At 69.6% G+C, this 24,809-nt stretch carries 28 protein-coding genes; 8 read left to right on the forward strand and 20 right to left on the reverse strand.

Annotated features, from left to right (window positions below):
• The first annotated feature begins 7 nt into the window (after positions 1–7).
• Positions 8–619, forward strand: a complete 612-nt coding sequence (locus ACT3CF_RS14780; protein WP_478424024.1) for a GNAT family N-acetyltransferase — start codon at positions 8–10, stop codon at positions 617–619.
• On the opposite strand, the gene ACT3CF_RS14785 is transcribed toward ACT3CF_RS14780, so the two are convergent.
• The gene (locus ACT3CF_RS14785) at positions 583–1,299 is read right to left on the reverse strand and encodes a hypothetical protein (protein ID WP_478424025.1); all 717 of its coding nucleotides are present in this window, start codon (positions 1,297–1,299) and stop codon (positions 583–585) included. The two genes, ACT3CF_RS14780 and ACT3CF_RS14785, sit on opposite strands and share 37 nt — an antisense overlap.
• Positions 1,296–2,135, reverse strand: coding sequence for a hypothetical protein (locus ACT3CF_RS14790; protein ID WP_478424026.1), 840 nt, complete (start codon positions 2,133–2,135; stop codon positions 1,296–1,298). The genes ACT3CF_RS14785 and ACT3CF_RS14790 overlap by 4 nt, the downstream gene beginning before the upstream one ends.
• Before the next feature lie 222 nt (positions 2,136–2,357).
• On the opposite strand from ACT3CF_RS14790, the gene lipB reads away from it, so the two are divergent.
• Entirely contained in the window at positions 2,358–3,005 is a 648-nt protein-coding gene (lipB, locus tag ACT3CF_RS14795; protein ID WP_478424028.1) for a lipoyl(octanoyl) transferase LipB, read from the forward strand.
• Between the two features lie 100 nt (positions 3,006–3,105).
• Here the strand turns inward: lipB and ACT3CF_RS14800 are convergent, their stop codons facing one another.
• Positions 3,106–3,414, reverse strand: coding sequence for a hypothetical protein (locus ACT3CF_RS14800; protein WP_478424030.1), 309 nt, complete (start codon positions 3,412–3,414; stop codon positions 3,106–3,108).
• A 170-nt stretch (positions 3,415–3,584) separates the two neighbouring features.
• Here ACT3CF_RS14800 and ACT3CF_RS14805 point away from each other — a divergent pair, with 170 nt between their 5' ends.
• Positions 3,585–4,262 carry a hypothetical protein gene (locus ACT3CF_RS14805; protein WP_478424031.1) on the forward strand — a complete coding sequence of 226 codons (678 nt, stop codon included), beginning with the start codon at positions 3,585–3,587 and terminating at the stop codon, positions 4,260–4,262.
• A 51-nt stretch (positions 4,263–4,313) separates the two neighbouring features.
• Here ACT3CF_RS14805 and queE read toward each other — a convergent pair whose 3' ends face one another.
• From queE to ACT3CF_RS14830, 5 genes are all read right to left on the reverse strand, one after another.
• Positions 4,314–4,949 carry a 7-carboxy-7-deazaguanine synthase gene (gene queE / locus ACT3CF_RS14810; RefSeq protein WP_478424033.1) on the reverse strand — a complete coding sequence of 212 codons (636 nt, stop codon included), beginning with the start codon at positions 4,947–4,949 and terminating at the stop codon, positions 4,314–4,316.
• A complete protein-coding gene (gene queC, locus ACT3CF_RS14815) occupies positions 4,946–5,629 on the reverse strand; it encodes a 7-cyano-7-deazaguanine synthase QueC (protein ID WP_478424035.1) in 684 nt (227 codons plus the stop codon). Before queC ends, queE begins: the two co-directional genes overlap by 4 nt.
• Before the next feature lie 72 nt (positions 5,630–5,701).
• The gene (locus ACT3CF_RS14820) at positions 5,702–6,136 is read right to left on the reverse strand and encodes a DUF3617 domain-containing protein (RefSeq protein WP_478424037.1); all 435 of its coding nucleotides are present in this window, start codon (positions 6,134–6,136) and stop codon (positions 5,702–5,704) included.
• A 91-nt stretch (positions 6,137–6,227) separates the two neighbouring features.
• A complete protein-coding gene (hslO, locus tag ACT3CF_RS14825) occupies positions 6,228–7,151 on the reverse strand; it encodes an Hsp33 family molecular chaperone HslO (protein ID WP_478424039.1) in 924 nt (307 codons plus the stop codon).
• A gap of 435 nt (positions 7,152–7,586) precedes the next feature.
• The gene (locus tag ACT3CF_RS14830) at positions 7,587–7,763 is read right to left on the reverse strand and encodes a hypothetical protein (RefSeq protein WP_478424041.1); all 177 of its coding nucleotides are present in this window, start codon (positions 7,761–7,763) and stop codon (positions 7,587–7,589) included.
• A 191-nt stretch (positions 7,764–7,954) separates the two neighbouring features.
• Here ACT3CF_RS14830 and ACT3CF_RS14835 point away from each other — a divergent pair, with 191 nt between their 5' ends.
• Positions 7,955–8,779 carry a hypothetical protein gene (locus tag ACT3CF_RS14835; RefSeq protein WP_478424043.1) on the forward strand — a complete coding sequence of 275 codons (825 nt, stop codon included), beginning with the start codon at positions 7,955–7,957 and terminating at the stop codon, positions 8,777–8,779.
• Positions 8,780–8,832: 53 nt separating this feature from the next.
• Here the strand turns inward: ACT3CF_RS14835 and argF are convergent, their stop codons facing one another.
• From argF to ACT3CF_RS14850, 3 genes are all read right to left on the reverse strand, one after another.
• Positions 8,833–9,750, reverse strand: coding sequence for an ornithine carbamoyltransferase (gene argF / locus ACT3CF_RS14840; protein WP_478424045.1), 918 nt, complete (start codon positions 9,748–9,750; stop codon positions 8,833–8,835).
• Positions 9,751–9,898: 148 nt separating this feature from the next.
• Positions 9,899–11,086 carry an acetylornithine transaminase gene (locus tag ACT3CF_RS14845; protein ID WP_478424046.1) on the reverse strand — a complete coding sequence of 396 codons (1,188 nt, stop codon included), beginning with the start codon at positions 11,084–11,086 and terminating at the stop codon, positions 9,899–9,901.
• 143 nt (positions 11,087–11,229) lie between these two features.
• Positions 11,230–12,087 (reverse strand): ABC transporter permease, encoded by an 858-nt coding sequence (locus tag ACT3CF_RS14850; protein ID WP_478424048.1) that lies wholly within the window; start codon positions 12,085–12,087, stop codon positions 11,230–11,232.
• Positions 12,088–12,152: 65 nt separating this feature from the next.
• Between ACT3CF_RS14850 and ACT3CF_RS14855 the strand changes: the two genes are divergently transcribed.
• The 3 genes from ACT3CF_RS14855 (at position 12,153) to ACT3CF_RS14865 (ending at position 16,664) form a co-directional block, all read left to right on the forward strand.
• Positions 12,153–12,887, forward strand: coding sequence for a GcrA family cell cycle regulator (locus tag ACT3CF_RS14855; RefSeq protein WP_478424049.1), 735 nt, complete (start codon positions 12,153–12,155; stop codon positions 12,885–12,887).
• 346 nt (positions 12,888–13,233) lie between these two features.
• Entirely contained in the window at positions 13,234–15,216 is a 1,983-nt protein-coding gene (parE, locus tag ACT3CF_RS14860) for a DNA topoisomerase IV subunit B (protein ID WP_478424051.1), read from the forward strand.
• Positions 15,217–15,302: 86 nt separating this feature from the next.
• Entirely contained in the window at positions 15,303–16,664 is a 1,362-nt protein-coding gene (locus ACT3CF_RS14865) for a serine hydrolase (RefSeq protein WP_478424053.1), read from the forward strand.
• 9 nt (positions 16,665–16,673) lie between these two features.
• Here the strand turns inward: ACT3CF_RS14865 and ACT3CF_RS14870 are convergent, their stop codons facing one another.
• From ACT3CF_RS14870 to ACT3CF_RS14895, 6 genes are all read right to left on the reverse strand, one after another.
• On the reverse strand, positions 16,674–16,973 hold the full coding sequence (locus ACT3CF_RS14870; RefSeq protein WP_478424055.1) for a hypothetical protein: 300 nt from the start codon (positions 16,971–16,973) through the stop codon (positions 16,674–16,676).
• Between the two features lie 72 nt (positions 16,974–17,045).
• A complete protein-coding gene (locus ACT3CF_RS14875; RefSeq protein WP_478424057.1) occupies positions 17,046–17,594 on the reverse strand; it encodes a hypothetical protein in 549 nt (182 codons plus the stop codon).
• 111 nt (positions 17,595–17,705) lie between these two features.
• The gene (locus ACT3CF_RS14880) at positions 17,706–17,966 is read right to left on the reverse strand and encodes a hypothetical protein (RefSeq protein WP_478424058.1); all 261 of its coding nucleotides are present in this window, start codon (positions 17,964–17,966) and stop codon (positions 17,706–17,708) included.
• Positions 17,967–18,003: 37 nt separating this feature from the next.
• Positions 18,004–18,801 (reverse strand): LysR family transcriptional regulator, encoded by a 798-nt coding sequence (locus ACT3CF_RS14885; protein ID WP_478424060.1) that lies wholly within the window; start codon positions 18,799–18,801, stop codon positions 18,004–18,006.
• Between the two features lie 3 nt (positions 18,802–18,804).
• Entirely contained in the window at positions 18,805–19,203 is a 399-nt protein-coding gene (gene apaG, locus ACT3CF_RS14890) for a Co2+/Mg2+ efflux protein ApaG (protein WP_478424138.1), read from the reverse strand.
• Positions 19,204–19,205: 2 nt separating this feature from the next.
• Positions 19,206–20,414 carry a trans-sulfuration enzyme family protein gene (locus ACT3CF_RS14895; protein ID WP_478424062.1) on the reverse strand — a complete coding sequence of 403 codons (1,209 nt, stop codon included), beginning with the start codon at positions 20,412–20,414 and terminating at the stop codon, positions 19,206–19,208.
• Positions 20,415–20,498: 84 nt separating this feature from the next.
• Between ACT3CF_RS14895 and ACT3CF_RS14900 the strand changes: the two genes are divergently transcribed.
• Positions 20,499–21,797, forward strand: coding sequence for a glycosyltransferase family 39 protein (locus ACT3CF_RS14900; protein WP_478424064.1), 1,299 nt, complete (start codon positions 20,499–20,501; stop codon positions 21,795–21,797).
• Between the two features lie 38 nt (positions 21,798–21,835).
• On the opposite strand, the gene ACT3CF_RS14905 is transcribed toward ACT3CF_RS14900, so the two are convergent.
• The 3 genes from ACT3CF_RS14905 to recO form a co-directional block, all read right to left on the reverse strand.
• The gene (locus ACT3CF_RS14905) at positions 21,836–22,939 is read right to left on the reverse strand and encodes a glycosyltransferase family 2 protein (protein ID WP_478424066.1); all 1,104 of its coding nucleotides are present in this window, start codon (positions 22,937–22,939) and stop codon (positions 21,836–21,838) included.
• A complete protein-coding gene (gene leuB, locus ACT3CF_RS14910) occupies positions 22,936–23,988 on the reverse strand; it encodes a 3-isopropylmalate dehydrogenase (RefSeq protein WP_478424068.1) in 1,053 nt (350 codons plus the stop codon). The genes ACT3CF_RS14905 and leuB overlap by 4 nt, the downstream gene beginning before the upstream one ends.
• A 70-nt stretch (positions 23,989–24,058) precedes the next feature.
• Positions 24,059–24,790, reverse strand: a complete 732-nt coding sequence (gene recO, locus ACT3CF_RS14915; protein ID WP_478424070.1) for a DNA repair protein RecO — start codon at positions 24,788–24,790, stop codon at positions 24,059–24,061.
• Positions 24,791–24,809 lie beyond the last annotated feature (19 nt).

Consider the following 24,809-nt stretch of genomic DNA (forward strand, 5'->3'; position numbering starts at 1 on the left):
GGCAGGCATGGCGATCGGCACGGGGTTGAACCCGGTTCCGCGCGACCATCTGGCCGCGGTGGTGACCTGGCTGGAAATGCGCGAGCGACCGAAGCCGCGGCCGGTACCCGCCGCGCCGTTGCGGCTGGTGCGCTGGCCGGCGCCCGAGAGCGACCGCTATCGCGCGCTGTTCCGGCGGGTGGGTGCGCGCTGGCTGTGGTTCTCGCGGTTGGCGATGCCCGAGGCGCAGCTTCGCCGCATCCTCGACGACCCGCAGGTGCAGGTGCATGCGGTGCTCGACCGGCAGGGGATCGAGGTGGGCATGCTCGAGCTCGATTTCCGTCAGCCGGACGCATGCGAGATCGGCTTTCTGGGACTGGTGCCCGAACTGACCGGCAAGGGGCTGGGCGACTGGCTGATGGCGCAGGCGCTCGCGCTGGGATGGCGGGCCGGCGTGACGCGGCTGTGGCTGCACACCTGTACGCTCGATCATCCCGGAGCGCTCGGCTATTACCGGCGGCACGGCTTCGTGCCGTTCCAGCGGACGATCGAGCTGTTCGCCGATCCGCGGCTGGCGGGCATCCTCCCCGCCGACGCCGCGCCTCAGATTCCCTGTCTTGCCGCAGCCAGGATGCGATAGGCCGCCGCGTTGACGAGGAGGAGCCCGACCGCCCCCGCCGTCAGCACCGCCGTGGCGAGCCCGGTAAGCACCGGCGCGGCAAGCGCGCTCGCGCCGTCGGCCGCGCTGTCGAAAACACTGCCCAGCAGCAGGCTGGGAAGCATCAGCACCAGATAGAGCTGGAGCAGGCGCCAGCCATTGCCGCGACTGCGCGCCAGCGCGGCGCGGATCCCGCCGTCCTGCTCGGCGACGACCACAGGCAGGACAAGCTGCGTTCGCCCGAGCGCATAGAGCCCGCCGATCACCACGACGAGCAGCCCGCCCGCCATCACCATCGCGACGCTGGCGACATGCGCCAGCGCCAGCCGCGGCAGCAGCCGGACCGCACGCTGGAGCGCGTCGGCCACCGCGGGGCGATCGGGCGCGAGCAGCAGGACGAGGATCGCCCCGCTGCCGATCAGCTGGAGCCCGATCTGGATCAGCAGCCAATGGGCATTGGCGGACCAGAACGCCATCAGCGCGTTGAAAAAGGCGAGATCGTCCATCCCGCGCGAATCGGGGATCGGCAGGAACAGGCGCACGGCAAAGGCGGGGAGCCACAGGAACATGCCCGCGACCGGCAGCAACAGCGCGCGATCGGCACGCCACAACGCGCCCGCCTGGGCAAAGACACGCCCGAAATCGATCTTCACTGGGTTCACAAATCTTCCATAGCACGGGTCAGGCCGGCCTGGCCGTTGATCGCCAGATAGAGTTTGCCGGCAAAGGCGGGAAGGACGACGGCCGACGCCGTCTGCACGGCGCCGCAGGCGATCGAGGTGAGCACCCCGGCGACGCTGAGCCCGCCGTCCCCTGCCCCCGCCACCAGCGCGAAGATCGACCCGAACACCAGCCGCGCCGCGCCGTAGGCGACCGAGGAAACGAGATAATAGAGGATCAGCACGCCGACGATGCGCAGCGCATAGCCGCGCGTCAGCTGCCACGAGCGCGCGATCGCGCCGAGCGGACGCCCCTCGCGCGCCACCGCCGGCTGAACGAGCGCGAACCGCGCGCCGAGCCAGAGCAGGACCGGCGTCAGTACCAGCATGTAGAGCGCGATCGCCGTGAGGATCGAGGGGTTGGCCGCCTCGATCCGCCCCTGTTGCAGCGCCGCGACATCGACGCCGCCCAGATAGGCGAGGACGGGCACCGGCAGGAACAGCACGAGCAGCGCCGCGAACAGGACGAGCGAGGCGCCGAGCACCGGCAACAGCCGCGCCGATGCGATTCGCGCCGGCCCCGCCCCCCCGGCGATGTCGAGCGCCATCACGGTGATGACGAGCTGGCCCCACAGCATCACGACGGCGAAGGCCAACTGAACCACGCCGAGCGCGACCTGCGTCATCTGGGGCAACTGCCCCTCGTCGCCCAGCGCGGCGAAATTGGACTGGATCGAGAAGGGCAGGAAAAAGGCGAGCAGAGCGACCGGCGTGATGGCGCCGAGATTGTCGCCCAGGAACTCGACCGTGCGGTCCCAAACGTCACCCATCTTCACCATGCCGCAAGATCCCCCAATGACTGTGCTGTTCTGTGCGCGTCGTGCGGGTTTTCCCGCATCACCGCCGGTCGATGTCGCCGCAGAACCGCCTTGCGACAAGACCTTAACCGATGCCGGCACGACCCCTCCGATCCGCCGGCACCCGACCGGCCGCGACCCTAGCGGCGGCATCCTGGCTTGCCAATGCTTGCGCATCGCCCGCCGAAGACGCAATTCGGGACCATGGACCAGCAAATCGAATGGCGGGTGGCCCCGGCGCCCGTCGAATATGGCGCGGCACTTGCCGAAATGGAGGCACGCGTCGCCGCCGTGACCGCGGGCGAGGCGCGCGAACTCGTCTGGCTGCTCGAACACCCGCCCGTCTACACCGCTGGCACCAGCGCGAAGCCCGAGGACCTGCTCGACGCGCGCTTTCCGGTGTTCGAGATCGGCCGCGGCGGCCGCTATACCTATCACGGGCCGGGGCAGCGCATCGGCTATCTGGTGCTCGACCTGCGCCAGCGGCGGCGCGACGTGCGCAATTTCGTCCACGCCCTCGAAGGCTGGGTGATCGACGCGCTCGGGCGGCTGGGGATCGAGGCGTTTCGCGCGCCGGGACGGATCGGGATCTGGACGATCGACCGCGCCGGCGACGAAGCCAAGATCGGCGCGATCGGCGTGCGAATCCGGCATTGGGTGACGATGCACGGCTTTGCCATCAACCTGGCGCCCGACCTGGGCCACTTCACCGGAATCGTGCCCTGCGGCATTGCCGACCACCCGGTCACGAGTGCGCAGGCACTGGGATTCGACATCACCCCGGCGCAGTTCGACGCAGCGCTGGCGGACGCATTCCCGCCATTTTTGGCCGCGATCGCGCCCGAAAGCTGAAATCGTGGCTTGAGGCGGTCGGCCGAAGCGTCTAATGTCCACCCCGGTTTGGGTATTAGCGGCGTCCGAATGCCGTCCAAATCCATTATCTAGGGAGCTTTCAAATGCGTGCAGTCCTTTCGAAGATCGTTGCCGGCTCGATGATCGCCGGTGCGGCTCTCGCCGTCGCGGCTTGCTCGAGCAACGAATCGTCGACCAACGTCACGAACACCACCGAAGTCGTTCCGACCGAGAACGTTGGCGCGGCCGACGCGATGGTTTCGAACGTCGACACGGCGGCCCCGACGAACGCTGTCGAAACGAACGCCGTCGAGACCAACGCTGCCAACGCGCAGTAATCTCCACGCGCAAGCGTGTTGACGAGTTCAGGGCCGTCCGGGCGACCGGGCGGCCCTTTTCGTTGCAGCATCCCCCACCGCCCCGGCCCGGATTTCGCCACAGAAGCGACGCAGTTTCCCGCCCGGCTTCGCACGGCACATGCGACGAAACGACTCCGTCGCCGCACATCCGGGTAAAAAATGGCTTGGGCGCGGAGTCGAAATTCCGTAACCAATCCGGAAACCAGGAAAGATGAGGCAGATGCTCGTTCGGCGTATCCTATCCACCATGGCCTGTGCTGCCGGCCTGTTCGCGGCCGCACCGGCTTCGGCCCAGTTCTTCCTGAAGGCGCCCGACCTGCGCGGCGAGCCCATCACGGGCACCGAGCCCGGGGTGCTTGGCCCGGCGCTCCCCGGCGCGACCGCCGCCGAGCTGCGCGCGGCGATGGTCTGGAACCTGCGCGCCGCGCTCAACGTCGCCGCGTTGCAGTGCGACTTCGAGCCGACGCTGATGACGCGCGACAACTACAACGCGATCCTGAAGGACCATCACGGCGAGCTGGACGAGTCGTACAGCACGCTGGGCCGCTATTTCGCCCGGATCCACAAGACCAAGAAGGCGAGCAGCGACGAGCTCGACCGGTTCGGGACGCGGGTCTATTCGAGCTATTCGACCGTGTCGGGGCAGCTTTCGTTCTGCCGGACGGCGGGCGACATCAGCCATGACGCGCGCTTTGCCCGGCCGGGGAGCCTGGGCGAACTGGCCAAGGCACGGCTGCGCGAACTGCGGTCGAGCCTGGCCGGCTGGGGCGAGCAGTTCCGCGCCTCGCGCGTCGTCGCCCTGCCCGCGCACAGCCAGATCCCGGCGTTCGGCGACAGCAAGTGCTGGAAGCGCGACGTCTACCAGACGCGCAAGTGCGGCCCGGTGGACCGCGGCTGACACCCGCCCAGCCCCCTGCCCGGCGCCGCAGTGCGCGCCGGGCGGCGGGGATCAGCGCAGCCCCAGCAGCTTGTGCGTCTGAAGCGACAGACGCCAGCGCGGACGCGCCATCGCCAGGGCGATCGCCGCCTGGACATTGGCCTGCGCCGCGGTCGCATCGTCCATCGGCTGGACGAGGAACGCGCCGAAATCCCACCCTTCGAGCACTTCGGGATCGATCCCCGCCTGCGGCCAGACGAGCTTGAGCTCGTCGCCCGAGCGCTGGACGATGCTGCTCCCCGCCTTGGGGCTGATGCACACCCAGTCGAGGCCGGGATGCGCGGGAAGCGTGCCGTTGCTTTCGATCGCGATGCGGAAGCCGCGCGCATGGAGCGCGTCGACAAGCGCATCGTCGACCTGGAGCATCGGTTCGCCGCCGGTCAGCACGACGAAGCGCGCCTCGCGGTCCTTACCCCACGCCGCCTCGGCCGCCGCGGCAAGTTCCTCGGCATCGGCGAAACGCGCGCCGCCGGCGCCATCGGTGCCGACGAAATCGGTGTCGCAGAAGCGACAGATCGCGCTCGCCCGGTCGACCTCACGCCCCGACCAGAGGTTGCAGCCGGCAAAACGCACGAACACCGCACGCGCACCGGCATTGACCCCCTCGCCCTGGAGCGTGAGGAACAGTTCCTTGACGGCGTAGCTCATGGCCGCGTGGCGTAGACCGTCGGGTCGGGCAGCCCCGCCTCTTCGAAACCCTTGGCGCGCAGGCGACAACTGTCGCACAGCCCGCAATGCTTGCCGTCGGGCGTCGGGTCGTAGCACGACCAGCTGAGCCCCGCGTCGAGCCCCAGCCGCGCCGCCTCACGGACGATATCGGCCTTGCTCATGTCCTGAAGCGGCGCACGGATGCGGAAGGGCTTGCCCTCCACCCCGGCCTTGGTCGCCACCTCGGCGAGCTTTTCGAACTCGGCGATGAACTCGGGCCGGCAATCGGGATAGCCCGAATAATCGAGCGCGTTGACGCCGATATAGAGGTCGCGCGCGCCCGACGCCTCGGCCCAGCCCAGCGCAAGGCTGAGGAAGATCGTGTTGCGGGCGGGGACATAGGTGACGGGAATGTCGTCGCCCACCCCGTCCTTGGGCACGTCGATATCGGCGGTGAGCGCCGAACCGCCGAACGCGCGCAGATCGAGCGGCAGGACGACGTGGCGCTCAGCCCCGAGCATCGCCGCGATCCGGCGCGCGGCCGACAATTCGACCTGGTGCCGCTGGTTGTAGTCGATCGAAAGCGCGAGCAGGCGGTGGCCGTCCTCACGCGCGCGCGCGGCCGAGACCATCGAATCGAGGCCGCCCGAAATCAGCGCAACTGCGAAGCTATCACTCATCCGCACCCCGCTAGACCCGTTTGCCGCCGGAATCAAAGCCGCGCGCCGTAACGGCGGACGATGGCCCGCCGGTCAGTTGCAGGCGCCGATCCGGCGCGCGTCGAACTGTTCGGAAAAAGGCATGCCGTCGGCCACGCCCTGCGTGTCGAGCGAGAGCGAGCGCGGCGTATCGAGCTGGATCGTCGTGCGCCCCTGGCCGTGGCCGGCGCAGGTATAGCGCATCGTCACCGAACGGCTGTTGCTGTCCATCGGCTGATGGTCGCAGCGCTGGCGCGGATGATAGAGCTGGATGAGCGCCGCAGCGTCGGCGACGCACAGACGGCGCGTGCCGCCGTCGCGCGACTTGAGCTCCCACAGCCCCTTTTCGATCTGTCCGAGCAACTGGGCGGGCGCAGGACCGGCGACCGGGCGAACGCCCGCGCCGCCGCCGCGCTGTGCCGCCGCACCGCCCGCCGCAAGACCGATCATGCCCACGACCAGCGGGGCCACCAGAACGCTTCGCTTCATTCGTCCGAAAACTCCCCCCGCGGCCCGATCCGCCGCCAGAACGACGGATCGCGGGCGAACGCGGCAAATATATGGAAATCGCGCGGCGGGATTACAACGCGGGCGGAACGAACTCGTCGAGCGCGATCGGGAACTTTTTAGAACAGAAGGCGCAATCGACACTGATCGTGCCGTCGGCATCGGCCATGGCAGCACGCTCCTCGGCCGGGAACTTGGCGAGAACCTGGGTGATATAGTCGGCGCTGCACCGGCAACCGCGCGAGAGCGCAGCACCGGCGAGCACGCGCACCTCGGGCTCTTCGTTGAACAGCCGCCAGACGAGATTTTCGAGCGGGATCGCCGCGTCGCACAATTCGTCGGCCGCCATCGTGCCGCCGAGCGCGGCCACATGCTCCCATTCGGGGTGGTCGTGACGGACGTGCAGCCGCTCGCGCCCAACCTCGCCCTCCGGCAGATGCTGGAGGAACAGCCCGCCGGCGATCAGCCGCCCTTCCGAATCGCGGCGGACGCCGAGCCGCACGATGCTGGGGATCTGTTCGGACTGGAGGAAATATTTCTCCGCCGCCTCGGCGAGCGTCGCGCCGTCGAGCGGGACGATCCCCTGATAGCGTTCCTTGGTGAGCGCCTGGTCGAAGGTGACGGCAAGATAGCCCTGGTTGAACAGCTTGCCGATCGTCGGGTTCTTGCCGAGCTGCGCCAGCCGCGTCGCGTCGAACTGGACATAGCCGCGCAGGCTGCCGCCCTGATAGTCACAGACCATCAGGCTGATGATGCCGCGCTGCGTCTGGGCCTGAAGCGTCATCTGCCCCTCGGCATCCTTGAGCGTGGCGCCGAGCAGCGCGGTGAGCGTCAGCGCCTCGGCCAGCAGCCGTTCGATCACCGGCGGATAGGCATGGGCCGAGAGGATCTCATCGAGCACCGGCCCCAGCCGCGCGACACGGCCGCGCGCATTGCGTCCGGGAATGGTGAAACCGATCACGCGATCGAGATCGGCGGCGGGAACGGGATGGGTCACTGAATGCTCTCCGGCATTCGTCCGGCGCAGCGGGAAGTCGGGCGACTCCACACGTCCGGGCGAACGCAGCTTTTGGGTTCGGACGGGTAGATAGGGTTTCGACGGCAGGAAACAATGCGGGGCGTGCGGGGGCGAAGTTTAGGAAGTTTAGGGTGTCTATCGCGTGACGGCGGGGATCGGGGGCGCGGCGGGCGGAGCGCAGGCTGGGCCCCGGCTCAAGGCCGGGGCGACGATGAGGGGGCCGGGGCGACGATGGCGGACATGGGCGACGAGGGCGAACATGGGCGACGAGGGGGGCGGAGCGGCGATGGCGGACGTGGGCGACGATGGGAGGCCGGCGCTAAGAAGGAGGTCGGGGCGGCGATGGCGGACCTGCGCGGTGACGGGGAGCGGGGTGACGGCAAGGGGCCGGGCCGCGGTCGAGGCGCGCGGGGATCAGCGGGTGCGGGTGTGGGCGCGCCAGCCGCGATAGGCGGCATAGGCCGCGACGGGTAGCCAGATCGCGGCGAGGATGGCGTCGATCGGCTCGCCCGTTTCGACGAAGCGGGCAATGTCGAACAGCCCCAGGGTCGCGGCGACGAAGACGAAAATCTCGACGACACTGGCACGCATGGCGGCAAGCCTCCGGATCATCCAAAGAACAGATAGCGAACTTTGGCCAGGTAGGCAAGAAGAACGGCAGCGCCATGTCGTGCTGCGTCGGGCGGCGGAAGCGCGCGCCGGACGCGGCGCCCGCCGGGGACGCCCGAGATGCGCAGGCGGTTCGCGACGGAACCGAAACGGCGACGATAAGCCATTCTATAATGGAGATTATGAAGATCCCCGGCTTTTCACTGGCATCGCTTTCGTCGCTGACCCCGCGCCAGGGCGGCGCGGCGGCGTCACCGGCAACCGCGGCGGCGACCGGCACGACCGGCGGCGCCGACGCGCCCGCCAAGTCCGACCGCGAGGCGCGCAAGCTGCAGGCGGCGAAGGATGCGGTCGCCGCGCTGAAGGCGATGCCGCGCGACAATCGCGAGGCGGAGAAGGCGCGCGCGGCCGAGAAGGTCAAGGAACTGAAGGCGCGGCTGCAGGCGCTGAAGATGATCTATGCCAGCGACCCCAAGAAGCTGGCCCGGATCGCGGCGCAGATGGCGCGCGAGCTGGCGGCGGCGGTGAAAAGCTATGTCGATGCGGGCGGCGGCGCGGACGCGCTGGGGGCCGCCGGCGGCAGCGATATCGGCGCGAATACCGCCCCGCAGGCGAACGCCCAGCCGGGCGCCGCCCAGCCCGGAAACGAGGCGGCGCAGGCCGGGGGCGAGGCGGCGCAGGCCGAGGCGAGCGCGCCGGGTGCCGCCGCGCCCGAGGCAGGCAAGACCGGCGACGCCGACGCGGATCGGGCGGAGACCAAGGGCGCGCAGACGCCGACGCTGAAGCTTCGCGAAGATCCCGATGCCGAATTCAAGCGCGAGGCGAGCACGCTCGCCCGCGAGCTCAAGGCCGCGCTGCGCCGCCGCGACCCGCGCGGGCGCGACGAGCACGACATGCGTTCGGCCGAATCGGCGCTGGGCAGCGTCGATCAGGCGGTGGGCGCGCTGCCGCTTGCCGCGATGACGGTCGCGGCACCGGGCGGCGGCACGGGCGCCTGAGCGCCGGCCGCCGGGCCGTTCCACACGACGGTGCAGGACGCGTGACCGATCGGTCAGAGCTGGCCGAAGCACCAGCGCAGGACCGACTTCTGCGCGTGGAGGCGGTTTTCCGCCTCGGGCCAGATCAGCGACTGCGGGCCGTCGATCACCGCATCGGTCACTTCCTCGCCGCGATGCGCGGGCAGGCAGTGGAGGAAGCGGGCGTCGGGCTTGGCGGCGGCCATCAGCGCCTCGTCGACCTGGAAGGGCATCATCGCCTTGAGCTTGGTCTCGGCATGCGCCTGGCCCATCGAGATCCAGGTATCGGTGACGACGATGTCGGCGCCCTCGACCGCCTCGCGCGCGGTGCCGACGACGCGGGCACGGCCACGCCCACGGGCCAGATCGGCGTCGCTCGGCTGATAGCCCTGCGGGCAGGCGGCGACGACGTCGAAGCCCATCAACCCGCCGGCCTCCATGATCGAGGCGAGCACGTTGTTGCCGTCGCCGAGCCACGCGACCTTGAGCCCCGGCAGCGCCTTGCCGTTTTCGAGGATGGTGAGCAGGTCGGCCATGATCTGGCACGGGTGCGAGGCGTCGGTGAGGCCGTTGATGACCGGCACGGAGGCGTATTTCGCCATGTCGAGCACCTTCTGGTGATCGTCGGTGCGGATCATGATCGCGTCGACATAGCCCGAGAGCACGCGCGCGGTATCGGCGATGCTCTCGCCGCGGCCGAGCTGCATCGAGCCCGCGTCCATCACGATGCTGGTGCCGCCGAGCTGGCGGATCGCCATGTCGAACGAGACGCGGGTACGCGTGCTGTTCTTTTCGAAGATCATCGCCAGCACGTGCCCGGCGAGCGGGGCGTCGGCGTCGGGCTTGCCCTTGGGCCAGCCGGCGCGGGCGGCCTTGCGCGCCATCGCGTCGTTGAGCATCGCCGCGATCGCGTGCGAGCCGGCATCGGAAAGGTCGATAAAGTGGCGGGTCATAACATCCTCCCCGGCACGGGGAGGGGGACTGCGGCGCGGAGCGTCGGGGTGGGCGGAAATCTCCACCAGCGACGCCCTTTGCGGAGAGCCCCCCTCCACCATGCTGCGCATGGTCCCCCTCCCCGACCCGGGGAGGATCAGGTCAGTCTCAGGCGGCAGCCAGGCTGCGCGCGCCGGCGCCCAGCTTGTCGAGCGCCTCGGCGATGTGGCTTTCGTCGATCACCAGCGGCGGCAGCACGCGGATGACATTGTCGCCCGCCGCCACGGTGAGCAGGCCATGGTGATCGCGCAGGTGCGCGACGAAGCCGCGCGCCTCGACCGCGGGCTTGAGCTTGATGCCGAGCATCAGCCCGAGGCCGCGAATCTCCTCGAACACATGGTCGTAATTGGGGATGAGCTGTTCGAGCCCGGCGCGGAGCCGCTCGCCCATCGCCTTCACATGAGCGAAGAAGCCCGGTTCGAGCATCACGTCGAGCACCGCCTGGCCCGCCGCCATCGCGAGCGGGTTGCCGCCATAGGTGGAGCCGTGCGTGCCGAACACCATGCCCTTGGCCGCTTCCTCGGTGGCGAGGCACGCGCCGAGCGGGAAGCCGCCGCCGATGCCCTTGGCCGAGGTGAGGATGTCGGGCGTGACGCCATATTGCTCATAGGCGAAGAAGGTGCCCGTCCGGCCGTAGCCGCACTGGACCTCGTCGAGGATGAGCAGCAGACCGTGTTCGTCCGCGGCCTTGCGGAGCCCCTGGATGAACTCGGGACGCGCCGCCTGGAGGCCGCCTTCGCCCTGGACCGTTTCGACCATGAAGCCCGCGGTCTCGTCGTCGATCAGCGCGAGCGCGGCGTCGAGATCGTTGAACGGGGCATAGGCGAAACCGGGCACCAACGGCTCGAAACCTTCGCGCATCTTGGGCTGGTTGGTCGCCGAGATCGCGCCCATCGTGCGCCCGTGGAACGCGTTGTGGAAGGTGATGAGCTTGTGCCGCCGGGGGTTGCCGTTGGCATAGTGATAGCGGCGCGCGGTCTTGATCGCGCACTCGATCGCCTCGGTGCCCGAATTGGTGAAGAACAGCGTGTCGGCAAAGCAATTGTCGATGATGCGCTGCGCCAGCGCCTCACCCTGCGGCGAGCCGTAGAGGTTGGAGACGTGCATCAGCGTCGCGGCCTGGTCGGCGATCGCCTTGACCAGGTGCGGGTGGCCGTGGCCGAGCGCGTTGACGGCGATGCCCGCAGCGAAATCGAGATATTTTTCCCCTCGTTCGCCAAAGAGATAGCAGCCCTCGCCTCGCACCGGCCGCACGCCGCACCGCGGATAGACGGGCATGAGCGGGGTGATGGCCATCGAAACTACCTCCTGATTGTGAAGCGAAAGGGTGGATCAACTCCAGAAACGCAAAAGGGCGACCGATGCCGGCCGCCCGTGGCGATGTTTAGGGGCGCGGCGGCCCCTGCGTCAATATCGCTTTGCGGGAAGCGCGGGCGGCATCAGCTCCGCGTCTTCCAGCCGCGCGCGAGCAGCGTGTAGCAGGCGATGCCGAGGACGAGGTTGAGCGCCAGGATCACCCCCGTGCCGAGCGCGATCGACGAATCGGCAACGCCGATGAAGCCGTAGCGGAAGCCCGAGATGATGTAGAAGAACGGGTTGAGATGGCTGATCGCGCGGAACAGCGGCGACAGATGATCGACCGAATAGAAGGTGCCCGACAGCAGCGACAACGGCGCGACGACGAAGTTGGTGACCGCGGCGGCATGATCGAACTTTTCCGCCCAGATCGACGTCATCACGCCGAGCAGCGACAACAACAGCGCGCCGAGGAAGCCGAACCACAGCACCGCCCAGAAATGCTGGGGCGTGACATGCACGCCCGGCCAGAGCAGCATCGCCCCCCATACCGTCGCGCCGACGCAGAAGGCGCGGGTGACGGCGCCGCCGCACAGCCCCGCGAGCAGCTCACCCGTCGACAGCGGCGGCATCAGATAGTCGACGATCGTCCCCTGGATCTTGCCCACCAGCAGCGAGAAGCTGGAATTGGCGAATGCGTTCTGGAGCATCCCCATCACGATCAGGCCCGGCGCGATGAAGTCGGCGAAGGGCACGGCGCGCCCGTCGAGCTGGACGGTGCGCCCCGCACCGCCCATCGCGACGGTAAAAATGACCAGATAGAGCAGCGTCGTGACCGCCGGCGCCCAGATCGTCTGGAGCTGCACCTTGAAGAAACGGCGCACCTCCTTCACATAGAGGCTTCGCAGGCCTCCCCAGTTGACGCTTCGGATCACCGGAACGCCCGGTTCCGCAAAGGGCATCGGGGGCTGGCTGTGGCCGGTTTGGGGCTGGCTGGTCATGGCGCGTTCGCGTAATCGCTGCCGCCGCCGCCCGCAAGCGCCGACTCGATTGAACAAGGAAGACCATGAGCTGGACCGAAGAGCGCATCGAGACGCTGAAGAAGATGTGGGATAGCGGGATGACCGCGACCCAGATCGCCGAGGAGCTGGGCGGGGTCTCGCGCAATGCCGTGATCGGCAAGGCGCATCGCCTGGGCCTCGCGTCGCGTCCGTCGCCGGTGAAGGCCAGCGAGGCCAAGGCCGCAGCCGCCGCCCCGGCGGCACCCGCGCCGGCCAAGCCCGCCGCCCCCGCCCCGCGCGCCGCCGAACCGGCACCGCCCGCCCCGGCCGCCCCCGCGCCGCGTGCGGCCGAGCCGGCGCCGCGCCCGTCGGCGCCGCCCCCCGCCCCGCCGGTCCATGCCGCGGACGAGCCCGAGGACGATGATTCGGACGACACGGCGGCGCCCGCCCCGGTGCGCGACGCGCCGGTGCTGCGTTCGATCGGTCCCGGCGGCTTCCTGCGTCAGAACCCGGGCGAGCAGAGCGCGCCGATTCCCCCCGCCCCGCCGCGCCGGCTGGTGCCGGCCAAGCCGAGCGAGGCGATCGCGGGCAAGACGACGCTGCTCGACCTCAACGACAAGATCTGCAAGTGGCCGCTGGGCCATCCGGGCGAGCCGGATTTCCACTTCTGCGGCGAAAAGGTGAACCCCGGCTTCCCCTATTGCGTCGAGCATTGCGGCCACGCCTATCAGGCGCAGTTGCCGCGGCGCGACCGGCGCCCGGCACCGCCGATCCCGTTCGGCGGCAACCGCGGCCGCTGAGCCGCGGCCGCCGACCAGGCGACCCGGGCCACCCAGGCCACCGGATCGAAAAGGGGGATGCCCCGCCCATTGCCGGGCCGGGCGTTCCCCTTTTTTCATGCCCGGCGACAGGCCGCGATACGACCGCTGGAGTTCCTTATCTGTTCTTTCCCTGACGCCGCCGATCTGCTAGGCCGATCGGCACGGGCAATGGGGGAACGGACGATGGGGGCCAACGACGCCGCAGGCAGGCGCCATGCTGCACGGCACCGCGCGCGCCCCGCATGCCCGCAACCGCCGACCCGTCGCACCGCAGGGACATCCCCCGCCTTGCGCGGCCGAAACCCCCGCTCCTATAGCTGATCCCATGTCCGACGACCTGTTCGACGCCCAAGGCGCCACCCCCGGCAACACCTATGACGCCTCCTCGATCGAAGTGCTCGAGGGGCTGGAGCCGGTGCGCCGCCGCCCCGGCATGTATATCGGCGGCACCGACGAGCGCGCGCTCCACCACCTTGCGGCCGAGGTGCTCGACAATGCGATGGACGAGGCGGTGGCGGGCCATGCCACGCGGATCGAGGTGTCGCTGGAGGCCGGCAACCGGCTGACGATCGTCGACAACGGCCGCGGCATCCCGGTCGACCCGCACCCGCGCTTTCCCGACAAGTCGGCGCTGGAAGTGATCCTGTCGACGCTCCATTCGGGCGGCAAGTTCAGCGGCAAGGCCTATGCGACCAGCGGCGGCCTGCACGGCGTCGGTGTGAGCGTCGTCAACGCGCTGTCGATCGATACCGTCGTCGAGGTCGCGCGCAACCGCGAGCTTTATCGCCAGCGGTTCAGCCAGGGGCGGACGCTGGGGCCGCTGGAGCATGTCGGCGGCGCGCCCAACCGGCGCGGCACGTCGGTGTGCTTTACCCCCGATCCCGAGATTTTCGGGCCGGACATGCTGTTCAAGCCCAAGCGGCTCTACACGCTCGCCCGGTCGAAGGCGTTCCTGTTCGCGGGCGTCGAGATCCGCTGGCGCTGCGACCCGGCGCTGATCGCCGACGACACGCCTGCCGAGGCGGTGTTCACCTTTCCCGGCGGGCTGGCCGATTATCTGAAGGACCAGATCGGCAAGCGCGAATGCGCGACCGCCGAGTTCTTTTCGGGCGCGCAGGATTTCCCCGACGGTCAGGGCCGCGCCGAATGGGCGGTGGCGTGGCCGCTGTGGAGCGACGGGTCGTACAGCTGGTTCTGCAACACGATCCCGACCCCCGACGGCGGCACGCACGAGCAGGGGCTGCGCACCGCGCTGACGCGCGCGCTGCGTGCCTTTGGCGAGCTGGTGGGCCAGAAAAAGGCCAAGGACCTGACCGCGGACGACGTCATCACCGGATGCGAGCTGATGCTTTCGGTGTTCATTCGCGACCCGCAGTTCCAGAGCCAGACCAAGGACCGGCTGACCTCGCCCGAGGCGTCGGGGCTGGTCGAAAAGGCCGTGCGCGACCATTTTGACCATTTCCTGACCGACAATATGGAGCGCGGCAAGGCGCTGCTCGGCTATGTCCTCGAGCGGATGGACGAGCGGCTGCGGCGCAAGCAGGAACGCGAGGTCAAGCGCAAGTCGGCGACGAGCGGCCGCAAGCTGCGCCTGCCGGGCAAGCTGACCGATTGCGCGGCCGACAGCCCCGAGGGAACCGAGCTGTTCATCGTCGAGGGCGATTCCGCAGGCGGGTCGGCCAAGCAGGCGCGCGACCGCAAGACTCAGGCGATCCTGCCGATCCGCGGCAAGATCCTGAACGTCGCCAGCGCGACCTCGGCCAAGATCCTGGCGAACCAGGAAATCGCCGACCTGGTCCAGGCGCTGGGTTGCGGGACGCGCAAGGACTGTCTTCCCGACAATCTGCGATACGAACGCATCATCATCATGACCGACGCCGACGTCGACGGCGCGCATATCGCGACGCTGTTGATGACCTTCTTCTTCCAGGAGATGCCCGAACTGGTGCGGCGCGGGCACCTGCACCTTGCCCAGCCGCCGCTCTATCGGCTGACGGTGGGTTCGAAGAGCCTCTATGCGCGCGACGACGCGCACCGCGCCGAGATCGAGGCGACGGCGTTCAAGGGCAAGAAGGTCGAGGTCAGCCGGTTCAAGGGCCTGGGCGAGATGAACCCCCAGCAGCTCAAGGAAACGACGATGGACCCGCGCACGCGCAGCCTGCTGCGCGTCACGCTGCCGCAGGAATATGAGGAGCGCGCGGGCGTGAAGGACCTGGTCGACCGGCTGATGGGCAACAACCCGGCGCATCGGTTCGCCTTCATCCAGGAAAATGCCGCGCGGCTGGACGATGAGGTGATCGACGCCTGACCGCGCGCCGGCGCCGCGGGAGCGCGCCGTTGGCGGGGGTGCCTTAATGCATTAAAACGGCGCATCCGACTGAAAGGATGCCGGAAATGCGCATCGTGCTGCCGTTGCTTGCCCTGGTTGCCGCCCTTCCCGCCGCCGCGCAGACCGAACCCGGCACCGCACCGCCGCACGCCGCGGCCAAGCCCGCCGCCACCCCGGGGCCGGTCGTCGCTTCGCCTGCCCTGACGGCGAAGGCGGCGGCACTGCCCGGGCTGATCAACGGCAGCGTCGCCTTTGAGGACTTCTTTACCCCGGCGGTCCGCGCACAACTGACCAAGGCGCAGTTCGACGCGGTGACCCGGCAGATCCTGGCCGATGCCGGTCCCGCAGCCACGGTGCGCGCGCTGACGGCGGTGACGGCGAACAGCGGGACGGTGACGCTGGCGTTTCGCGACGCCGTGGGCACGTTCGACATCGCCGTCGATCCGGCCCCGCCGCACGCCGCGACGGGACTGTTGTTCCGCGGCCTCAACGCGAGCGAGGCCTCGCTCGACGCCGTCGCCCACGCGTTCAGGGCGCTGCCCGGCACGACGAGCCTGGGACTGGCGCGGCTGGGGGCGAACGGCCCCGAATGGACGATCCGCCACAATGTCGACCAGCCAATGGCGATCGGATCGGCGTTCAAGCTGGTGATCCTCGCCGAACTGGTACGCGCGACCAAGGCGGGCGAGCGCAAATGGGACGATGCGGTGACGCTCGACGGCACGCCGCTTCCGGGCGGCGCCTATGCGCAGAAACCGGCGGGAACGCAGGTGACGCTGCGCGAGCTTGCCGGGCAGATGATCGCGGTGAGCGACAACAGCGCAACCGATATCCTGCTGAGAACGCTGGGCCGCGAGAAGGTGGAGGCGATGATGCCCGTGCTGGGGATCGCCGACCCGGCACGCAACCGGCCGTTCCTGTCGACGCTGGAGGCGTTCAAGCTGAAGGGTGTCGAGGGCGGCGCGCTCGGCCGGCGCTATCTGGCCGCCGACACGGCAGGGCGGCGCGCGCTGCTGGCGGGGGCGGTCGCCGCGACGCCGATCGGCGCGATCGACCCGATGCTGTTCCGCGACGGCAAGCCGGTGATGATCGACCGGATCGAATGGTATCTGAGCGCGAGCGATCTCGCGCGCACGCTCGACTGGCTGCGCCGCGCGACCGAAGGCGCCGACGGCGCCGACGCGCGAACGATCCTGTCGCGAAATCCGGGAATCGTCCGGCCGGTGGCCACGCAATGGGCCTATGTCGGGTACAAGGGCGGTTCGGAACCGGGGGTGATGAACATGTCGCTGCTGCTCAAGGCGGCGAACGGCGATTGGTATGTGCTCGTCGGCAGCTGGAACGACCCCGCGCGCGACGTGCAGCAGGGGCGGATGGCGGCGCTGATGTCGCGCGCGGCCGAGCTTGCGGTGCCCGCGCCGCGCTGACGCCGCAGGTCAGGCGGCGGCGAGCAGCCAGAGGTTGAAGGCGAGCGCCGGGGCGCCGAGCAGCGCGGCGACGATCACCAGCCGCCAGCGCGGGCGGAAGCACAGCGCGAGCAGGAGCAGGCCCCAGCAGGGGAGCAGCAGCAGCGCCAGCAGCAGCCCCGCCGAGAAGACGGCGACCGCGCCGGGCGAGACGCCGGTGTCGAACGCCATCACGCTCATCATGCTGCCCACCAGCGCCATCGGCGCGGCGGCGACGGTGAGCACGAGCAGCAGCCCGGCGACGATACGGACCCTGGTCGGTGGCGCCATGCGCGACTGCTATTCGATCGCGGCGTCGGCAGGCAACCCGTCACGGCACGGCGGGCACCGCGCGCCCCGCGATCAGTGCCAGAACGCCGAGGCCGGATAGAGCAGGATCAGCCAGATCAGGCAGCCGATCACGACCGGCCGCCCGCGCACGACGATGGCGAGCAGCGTCACCGGGAAGAAGGACCAGGTGAGCAGCGCGGTGCGCAGGTCGAGCGGCGGGAGGCGGATCAGCGCGGCGGTCATCGCCATCAGCGCGACGTTGCACAGCAGCGCACCCGCCAGCACCTTGCGACCGTTGCGATCGAAATGGCGGTCGAGGTCGCCCCAGGCTTCGGGATCGTCGGGAAAGACCAGCGAGGCCGAGACATAGTAGATGCCGGTGACGACGAAGCCGCCGAACAGCAGCGGCCAGCTGAGCACGACGCGATCCTTCACCGCCCAGCCGTACATCCAGAAGGTGACGACGTCGCATGACACGAAGATGCCGAGCAGCGCGGTCGCCCAGCCGATACGGACCTTGTGGCTTGCCTTGAGCGCCTTTGACAGCCCGCCGAGCCCCTCGGCCAGCGCGAGCCCGAGCAACAGCCCGAACAGCGAGAAGCTGAATTCGAAACCGCCCATTTCCCCATCCCCCCTTGGCGCGCCCCGTTCTCGGCAGGGGTCGTCGCCGCACGATCGTGCCAGACAATCGGCTGAAATGGCAGCAAGAATGTCGCGGGGGCGCCGCGGCGCTCAGTCGATCTCGGCCATGCGGAGCAGGTGATAGCGGCGGCGGGCCGCGAAGGCGGTGATGAGCAGCATCAGCCCGGCGCCGAGCACGATCACCGCCGCCCAGAGCGGCACGCCGAGCAGCCCGCGCTTCGCCGCGAGCACGAGCAGCGCGCCGGCCAGCGCGACGGCGAGCCCGACGCGCCGGATCGTCGCGGCGACGCCCCACAGCTCGGCCTGATAGGCGGCGGCGGCGACCGGATCGTTCAGATCGGGCGCGGCCATGCGCGTCCCCCCGTTACCCGTCGATGCATCGGGCCGATCAGGCGGCGAGCGCGTCGACGAGCGCGCGCACCTTTTTCTGACGCCACTGCGGCAGCGGCGCGACGAGCCAATAACCGAGCCGCGAGGCCTGGGGATCGCCGACGACGACCACGCGCCCCGCCGCGATGTCGGCACGCGCGATCAGTTCGGGAACGGTCGCACGGCCCAGCCCCTGCGCCACCGCGTCGAGCGCAAGGCCGGCATCGCCGACGCGCAGCCGCGCCGCGCCGGCCGCGTCGCCGTCGGGCGCGCCGGGCCAGTCGATGCGCGTGTCGGCGCCGCCGCCCGGCCGCTCGACCGTGACCATGCCGTCGCTTTCGATCGCCTCGCCCTCATGCTCGCCGGGCCCCTCGCCCCAGCGGATCGCGAGATCGAGATTGGCCTCGGTGAAGTCGATGACGTCGTCGGCGGCGACGAGCACGAAGCGCAGGTCGCCGTCGGCCGCCGCGATTTCGGACAGGCGCGGCATCAGCCACTTGGTCGTGAGGTCGCGCGGGGCGGCGATCGTCAGCGACTTGGACGATTGCCCCGCCTGGATCGCGCGGACCGATTCCTCGAACTGAAGAAAGCCGGCACGCAGCGCGGCGAGGCCCGATTCGGCCTCGGGCGTGAGTTCGAGCCCCTTGGTCGTGCGGCGGAACAGCACGACGCCGAGCGTATCCTCGAGCGCGCGGATCTGTTGCCCGACCGCGGCAGGGGTGACCGCCAGTTCGTCGGCGGCGCGCGTGAACGACAGGTGGCGCGCGGCGGCGTCGAGCACGCGCAGCCCGTTGAGGGGAAGGTGCGTGCGCTTCACCGGCTATTCCGCGACGGCCGGAGCGACGAGCGCGAAGCGGGGGATGGTGACGTCGAACGCGACGCCGTCGTCGGCGATCATGTGGTAGCTGCCCTCCATCGCCCCGGTCGGCGTCGAGAGCGGGCAGCCCGAGACATAGTCGAAGCTGGTGCCGGGCGCGATCATCGGCTGTTCGCCGACGACGCCCTCCCCCTCGACCGTGTGGCGCACGCCGCGCCCGTCGGTGATCTGCCAATGACGGGTGAGGAGCTGGACGGCGCGATCGCCCGCATTCTCGATGCGGATGTGATAGGCCCAGAACCAGCGGCCGCGCTGCGGCTCGGACTGTTCGGGCAGGTACGAGGCAGAGACGCGCACGACGACGCCCTGCGTCACGGCCTCGTCGGAAAACAGCGCCTTGATCGTCATAGGCTCACCCTGCGCAATGCCTGGTCGAGATCGGCGATGACGTCGTCGGGATCCTCGAGCCCGACATTGAGCCGCAGCATCCCCTCGGTCACGCCCATCTCGATCCGCTTATCCTCGGCCACCCCGGCATGGGTGGTCGAGGCCGGATGCGTCATCAGCGACCGCGAATCGCCGATGTTGTTCGAAATGTCGACCAGTTCGAGGCCGTTGAGCAAGCCATGCGCCTGCGCCCGGCCGCCATCGAGGACGAACGAGAAGATCGGCCCCGCCATCACCATCTGGCGCGCGGCGATCGCGTGCTGCGGATGGCTCTCGAGTCCCGGATAGAGCACCTGCGGCACGCGGCCTTCGAGGAAGCGGGCGACGCGCAGCGCATTCTCGCTCTGGCGACGCGCGCGCAGGTCGAGCGTTTCGAGCCCCTTGAGCACCAGCCAGGCGTTGAACGGGCTGAGCGTCGGGCCGGTGTTGCGCGTAAAGGGAAGGAGTTCGTTGTTGATGAAGTCGGCGCTGCCGGCGACGGCGCCGGCGAGCACGCGCCCCTGCCCGTCCATCAGCTTGGTGGCCGAATAGGCGACGATGTCGGCACCGAAATCGAGCGGGCGCTGGAGCGCCGGAGTCGCAAAGGCATTGTCGACGACGGTGCGGATGCCGTGTTCGCGCGCGATGTCGCACACCGCGGCCAGATCGACGACGTCCATCGTCGGATTGGCGGGCGTTTCGAAGAAGAACAGCCGCGTGTTCGGCCGGATCGCATCGCGGAACTGCTGCGGATCGCGCGCATCGACGATCGTCGCCTGGATGCCGAAGCGGGGCAGCAGCGTGTCGGTCAGCCAGCGGCACGAACCGAACGCCGCGCGGCCGGCGACGAGATGATCGCCCTGCGAGAGCTGGCACATGAGCGCCGCAGTCATCGCCGCCATGCCCGAGGCCATGGTGCGCGTCTCTTCCGCGCCCTCGAGCAGCGAGATGCGCTTTTCGAGCATTTCGACGGTGGGGTTCTGGAGGCGCGAATAGGTCATCCCCTCCGCCTCGCCCGCGAAACGCGCCGCGACTTCCTCGGCGCTGTCGTAGCAATAGCCCGAGGTGAGGAAGAGCGCTTCGCTGGTCTCACCGAATTCGGTCCGTGCGGTGCCGCCCCGCACGGCCTGGGTCGCGGGTTTCCACTGGCGCGTGATGCGCTCGTCCTGTCCAGTACGCCGTTTCATGCGGGCTGCTTTGCAGGCCGCGCGGCCCCCGCGTCAACCAAGTCCGGCATGACGGCCGAGAAATGATCGTCTAGGGCTGGGACCATGATCGCGCGCCTGAAAGCCCTGAACGACCGCCCGCGACTGGTGGCGTTGCTGATGGCGTTCGCCGCGCTGGTGCTGTTCGCGGTGCATCTCGACCGGCCGGGCAAGCTGATGTTCGACGAGGTGCATTACGTCCCGGCGGCGCGCGCGCTGCTGACGCTGGAGGGGCCGCGCAACATCGAGCACCCGCTGGTCGGCAAGGCGATGATCGCGGCGGGAATGGCGCTTTTCGGCGACAATCCCGTGGGTTGGCGGGCCGCGGCGGTGCTGGCCGGCGCGGCGAGCGTCGCCGGCGTGTTCGCGCTCGCCTGGCTGCTGACCGGACGGATGCGCGAGAGCGTGATCGCCGGGTTGCTCGCGATGCTCAACCAGACGCTGTTCGTCCAGGCACGGACGGGGATGCTCGACGTGTTCCTGGGCGCGTTGCTCGTCTGGGCGATCGTGCTGCTGCTCGCGGCGATGCGAGCCCCGCCGGGCAAGGTCGCCGCGCGCTGGATCGGCGGCGCGGCGCTGATGGGACTGGCGGTCGGCGTCAAATGGGCGGCGCTGCCCTATCTGGCGGCCGCCGGGCTGGTCTTCGTGCTCGTCCGCATGGTCGACGCGCGGGCGGCGCGGCGCGGCATCGCCGGGGTGCTGGCGGGAACGGGCCAGCCGCACTGGCCCGGACTGGCGACGATCCCGGCGCTGGTCCTGCTCGGCGGGGTAGCGGCCGCCGCCTATTTCGCCAGCTTTGCCCCCGCCTTTTTCTATGCGCGCGACCCGCTGACGCTCGGCGGGCTGATCCCGCTCCAGGGCGAGATGTACGCGTTGCAGACGCAGCGGCTGCCGCCGCACAATTACCAGTCGAGCTGGTGGAGCTGGCCGCTGATGCTGCGGCCGATCTGGTTCTTCTATGAACCCGATGCCGGGGTGCAGCGCGGCGTGCTGCTGCTCGGCAACCCGGCGGTGATGTGGGGCGGGCTGGTCGCCGTGGCCGAATGCCTGATGCTGGGCCTGCGCGGGCGCGACCGGCCGGCGCTGGCGATCGGGCTGCTATGGGTGTTTTCGGTCGCGATCTTTGCGATCATCCCCAAGTCGCTGGGATTCTATTACTATTACCACGCATCGGGACTGTTCCTGTGCGTCGCGCTGGCGGTCGCCTTTGCGCGCCGGCCACAGGCGCGGGCCAGGGGATGGGACGAATGGTTCGTCTTTGCCGCGCTGATGCTGTTCGTCTATTTCTACCCGATCCTCGCGGCGTCGCCGCTGCCCGATGCGGGCGCCTTTGCCCGCTGGACCTGGTTTCCGGGCTGGCGCTGAACGCACCTGCCCGGAATGGGCGGCCGGGCACGCGCGGCCTAGTAGCGGCCCCAGGTGAAGCGCGACGACAGGGCATAGTTCCACACCGCCGCGACCGCGATCCCCGCCAGCGCCGACAGCCGCCAGTCGCCGTGCTGGACATTGTGGAGGAACGCCGCGACGCCGACATTCGCGATCGCCCCGACCGAACAGACGAGGCAGAAGCTCAGCCAGCCGGCGAGGAGCGGCCCCACCCCGCGCAACCGACGCTCGCGATAGGTGAGCGCGTTGTTGAGGAAGAAGTTGAACGTCATCGCCACCGCCGTCGCGGCGACCGTGGCGGTGAAGAAATCGACCCCGCCGGGCACGAACAGCAGCAGCAGCACGAGGAAATGCACCGCAGCGCCGAGCGCACCGATGATCGAGAACATCGCGAAACGCACCGGCACGATGTTGCCGAACATCCGGTCGTAGAGCGCGATCAGATATTCCATCGCGACGACGTAATCGAGCTTGCTCTCGCCCTCGGTCCGCACGCGGAAGACATAGGGCAGCTCGACGAAGCGCAGCGGACGCGGCGAGGCGGTCATGATGTCGAGCAGGATCTTGAAGCCGATCCCCGACAGCGTGGGCACCAGCGCGCGCACGATGTCGGTACGGACCATGAAGAAGCCGCTCATCGGATCGGACAGATCGGCCTTGAGCACGCGGCGCGACAGCCGGGTGGCGAGCGCCGACTTGGCGACGCGTTCATGGTCCCAGTCGCCGGTGCCGCCGCCCTCGACGAAGCGCGAGCCGACGACGAGATCGAGCCCGGCATCGGCCTGGAGCGCGTCGAGCATTCGCGGGAGCAGGCGTTCGTCATGCTGAAGATCGCCGTCGATCACCGCCACGAGCGGCGCAGCGGTGGCGCACATCCCCTCGATGCACGCGGTCGACAGGCCGCGGCGCCCGATCCGCTGGATCACCCGCACGCGGGGATCGCCCCGCCCGATCGCGCGCGCCACGTCGGCGGTGCCGTCCGGGCTGTTGTCGTCGACGACGATCACTTCCCAGTTGCGGCCCGCCAGCGCAGCCTCGATCCGATCGATGAGGACGGGGAGATTGGCCTTTTCGTTGAAGGTCGGGATGATGACCGCGACCTCGAGCAGTTCAGGTGTCACGCAAGCGCCTGTAGTACGGCATCCCCCATCGCGGAAGTGGAAAGGCCGCCGCCCAGGTCGGGCGTGCGCGCACCGCCGGCGATCGCGCGCGACACCGCCGCCTCGACGCGCGCGGCCGCGGCCTCGTTTCCGAGCGAATGGCGCAGCAGCATCGCCGCCGACAGGATCGCGGCGCACGGATTGGCCTTGCCCTGCCCGGCAATGTCGGGCGCGCTGCCGTGGATCGGCTCGTACATGCCGTTCGCGCCGCTGCCCGCGCTGAGCGAGGCAGAGGGCAGCATCCCGATCGACCCCGCGCACATGCTGGCCTGATCCGACAGGATGTCGCCGAACAGGTTGCCGGTGACGATCACGTCGAAGTCGGTCGGGCGGCGGACGAGCTGCATCGCGGCATTGTCGACATACATGTGCGTCAGCGCGACATCGGGATAGTCGGTCGCGACCTCGTTGACGACGTCGCGCCAGAGCTGCGAGGTTTCGAGGACATTGGCCTTGTCGACCGAACACAGCTTGCGGCGGCGCTGGCGCGCCATGTCGAACGCGACGCGGGCGATGCGTTCGACCTCGGCCTCGTCATACGACATGACGTCATAGCCCTGGCGCAGCCCCTCGACCGTCTGGCGGCGGCCCTTTTCGCCGAAATAGACGTCGCCGGTGAGTTCGCGGACGATGACGATGTCGAGCCCCGCGACGATATCGGCACGGAGCGGCGAGGCGGCTTCGAGCGTCGGGAACAGCCGCGCAGGGCGGATATTGGCGAACAGGCCGAGTTCGCGGCGCAGCCCGAGCAGCGCGGCCTCAGGCCGCAGCCGGCGTTCGAGCGCATCGAACTGCGGACCGCCGATCGCGCCGAACAGCACGGCATCGGCACGCCGCGCGAGCGCGAGCGTGGCGTCGGGCAGCGGACGACCGGTGAGCAGATAGGCCGCGCCCCCGACAGGAGCCTCCTCGAACGTCAGATCGAGCGCCAGCGCCTCGAGCACGCGGCGGGCCTGGGCCGTCACTTCGGGACCGATTCCGTCCCCGGGAAGAACTGCAATCAGCGGCATCAATCGTCCTCGTTCGCAACCCCGCGCCCCAGCAGCGGACGCGGCGCACGCTTTGCGCCGGACGGCCGGATTACGCAACCGCCCGACACAATCTTTCGATCAACCGCCCCCGTTCGGCAAGAATCGCATCGTGGCGACCCGCGAGCAGGTCGCGTTCGAGGAAGTGGCCGGTGAGCCGGAGGCCGGCAAGGATCGCGTCCCAGTCGGCGGCGCCGCCTTCGACGACGAAGCGCGGCAGCGGCAGCAGCCGGGGGGCAAGGTCGCCCGCCCCCGCCGCGCTGACCGCCCGGCCGCTGCGCGGGCTGACATAGACGAGCCCGTCGCGCGCGCCGGTGACGGCGCAGGCATCGAGATCGAGGCCGAAGCCGAGTTCGGAGAGCAACAGCAGTTCGTAGCGCACGATCGCCGCCGCCCAGCCGCGCGCCGCGGGCGCCGCCTCGATCGCGGCGAGCAGACCGTCGAGCGCCGCGTGAAGGCGCGGATGCGGCGCCCCTTCGGGCAAGAGCGCGGCGGTGAGCGTCGTCGCCCAGGCGAGCCCGGCGGCAGGCAGCGGCTGGCCGAACAGCGGCGCGCGGCTGTGGACGAGTTCGACCGTCAGCGCGGGCAGTTGCGCCTCGGTGCGCGCGCGCCAGGTGCCGAGGACGAGATTCGCCGGCTGGAGCACGGGACGCAGCGCGCGCGAGCGGCCGCCGCGGACATAGCCGGCGAGCAGCCCGTGCGCGGCGGTGAAGGCGCGGACGATCGCCCCATGTTCGCCGTGAAACCGCACGCCGAGCAGGATCGCGTCCGCGCGGATCTCCACCGGCTAGCCCCGCCCCGGA

Source organism: Sphingomonas chlorellae, from assembly GCF_056485145.1.

Bases quoted from the DNA above. Each gene is read 5' to 3' on its own strand.
- ACT3CF_RS14800 (WP_478424030.1), bottom strand. From the start codon at position 3,414: ATGCTGCAACGAAAAGGGCCGCCCGGTCGCCCGGACGGCCCTGAACTC.
- leuB (WP_478424068.1), bottom strand. From the start codon at position 23,988: ATGCCGCTGATTGCAGTTCTTCCCGGGGACGGAATCGGTCCCGAAGTG.
- lipB (WP_478424028.1), top strand. From the start codon at position 2,358: ATGGACCAGCAAATCGAATGGCGGGTGGCCCCGGCGCCCGTCGAATAT.
- ACT3CF_RS14835 (WP_478424043.1), top strand. From the start codon at position 7,955: ATGGAGATTATGAAGATCCCCGGCTTTTCACTGGCATCGCTTTCGTCG.
- ACT3CF_RS14805 (WP_478424031.1), top strand. From the start codon at position 3,585: ATGCTCGTTCGGCGTATCCTATCCACCATGGCCTGTGCTGCCGGCCTG.
- ACT3CF_RS14780 (WP_478424024.1), top strand. From the start codon at position 8: ATGGCGATCGGCACGGGGTTGAACCCGGTTCCGCGCGACCATCTGGCC.
- ACT3CF_RS14850 (WP_478424048.1), bottom strand. From the start codon at position 12,087: ATGACCAGCCAGCCCCAAACCGGCCACAGCCAGCCCCCGATGCCCTTT.
- ACT3CF_RS14865 (WP_478424053.1), top strand. From the start codon at position 15,303: ATGCGCATCGTGCTGCCGTTGCTTGCCCTGGTTGCCGCCCTTCCCGCC.
- ACT3CF_RS14855 (WP_478424049.1), top strand. From the start codon at position 12,153: ATGAGCTGGACCGAAGAGCGCATCGAGACGCTGAAGAAGATGTGGGAT.
- ACT3CF_RS14900 (WP_478424064.1), top strand. From the start codon at position 20,499: ATGATCGCGCGCCTGAAAGCCCTGAACGACCGCCCGCGACTGGTGGCG.
- ACT3CF_RS14895 (WP_478424062.1), bottom strand. From the start codon at position 20,414: ATGAAACGGCGTACTGGACAGGACGAGCGCATCACGCGCCAGTGGAAA.
- argF (WP_478424045.1), bottom strand. From the start codon at position 9,750: ATGACCCGCCACTTTATCGACCTTTCCGATGCCGGCTCGCACGCGATC.
- queE (WP_478424033.1), bottom strand. From the start codon at position 4,949: ATGAGCTACGCCGTCAAGGAACTGTTCCTCACGCTCCAGGGCGAGGGG.
- ACT3CF_RS14870 (WP_478424055.1), bottom strand. From the start codon at position 16,973: ATGGCGCCACCGACCAGGGTCCGTATCGTCGCCGGGCTGCTGCTCGTG.
- ACT3CF_RS14790 (WP_478424026.1), bottom strand. From the start codon at position 2,135: ATGGTGAAGATGGGTGACGTTTGGGACCGCACGGTCGAGTTCCTGGGC.
- ACT3CF_RS14830 (WP_478424041.1), bottom strand. From the start codon at position 7,763: ATGCGTGCCAGTGTCGTCGAGATTTTCGTCTTCGTCGCCGCGACCCTG.
- parE (WP_478424051.1), top strand. From the start codon at position 13,234: ATGTCCGACGACCTGTTCGACGCCCAAGGCGCCACCCCCGGCAACACC.
- ACT3CF_RS14820 (WP_478424037.1), bottom strand. From the start codon at position 6,136: ATGAAGCGAAGCGTTCTGGTGGCCCCGCTGGTCGTGGGCATGATCGGT.
- ACT3CF_RS14880 (WP_478424058.1), bottom strand. From the start codon at position 17,966: ATGGCCGCGCCCGATCTGAACGATCCGGTCGCCGCCGCCGCCTATCAG.
- ACT3CF_RS14845 (WP_478424046.1), bottom strand. From the start codon at position 11,086: ATGGCCATCACCCCGCTCATGCCCGTCTATCCGCGGTGCGGCGTGCGG.
- ACT3CF_RS14875 (WP_478424057.1), bottom strand. From the start codon at position 17,594: ATGGGCGGTTTCGAATTCAGCTTCTCGCTGTTCGGGCTGTTGCTCGGG.
- queC (WP_478424035.1), bottom strand. From the start codon at position 5,629: ATGAGTGATAGCTTCGCAGTTGCGCTGATTTCGGGCGGCCTCGATTCG.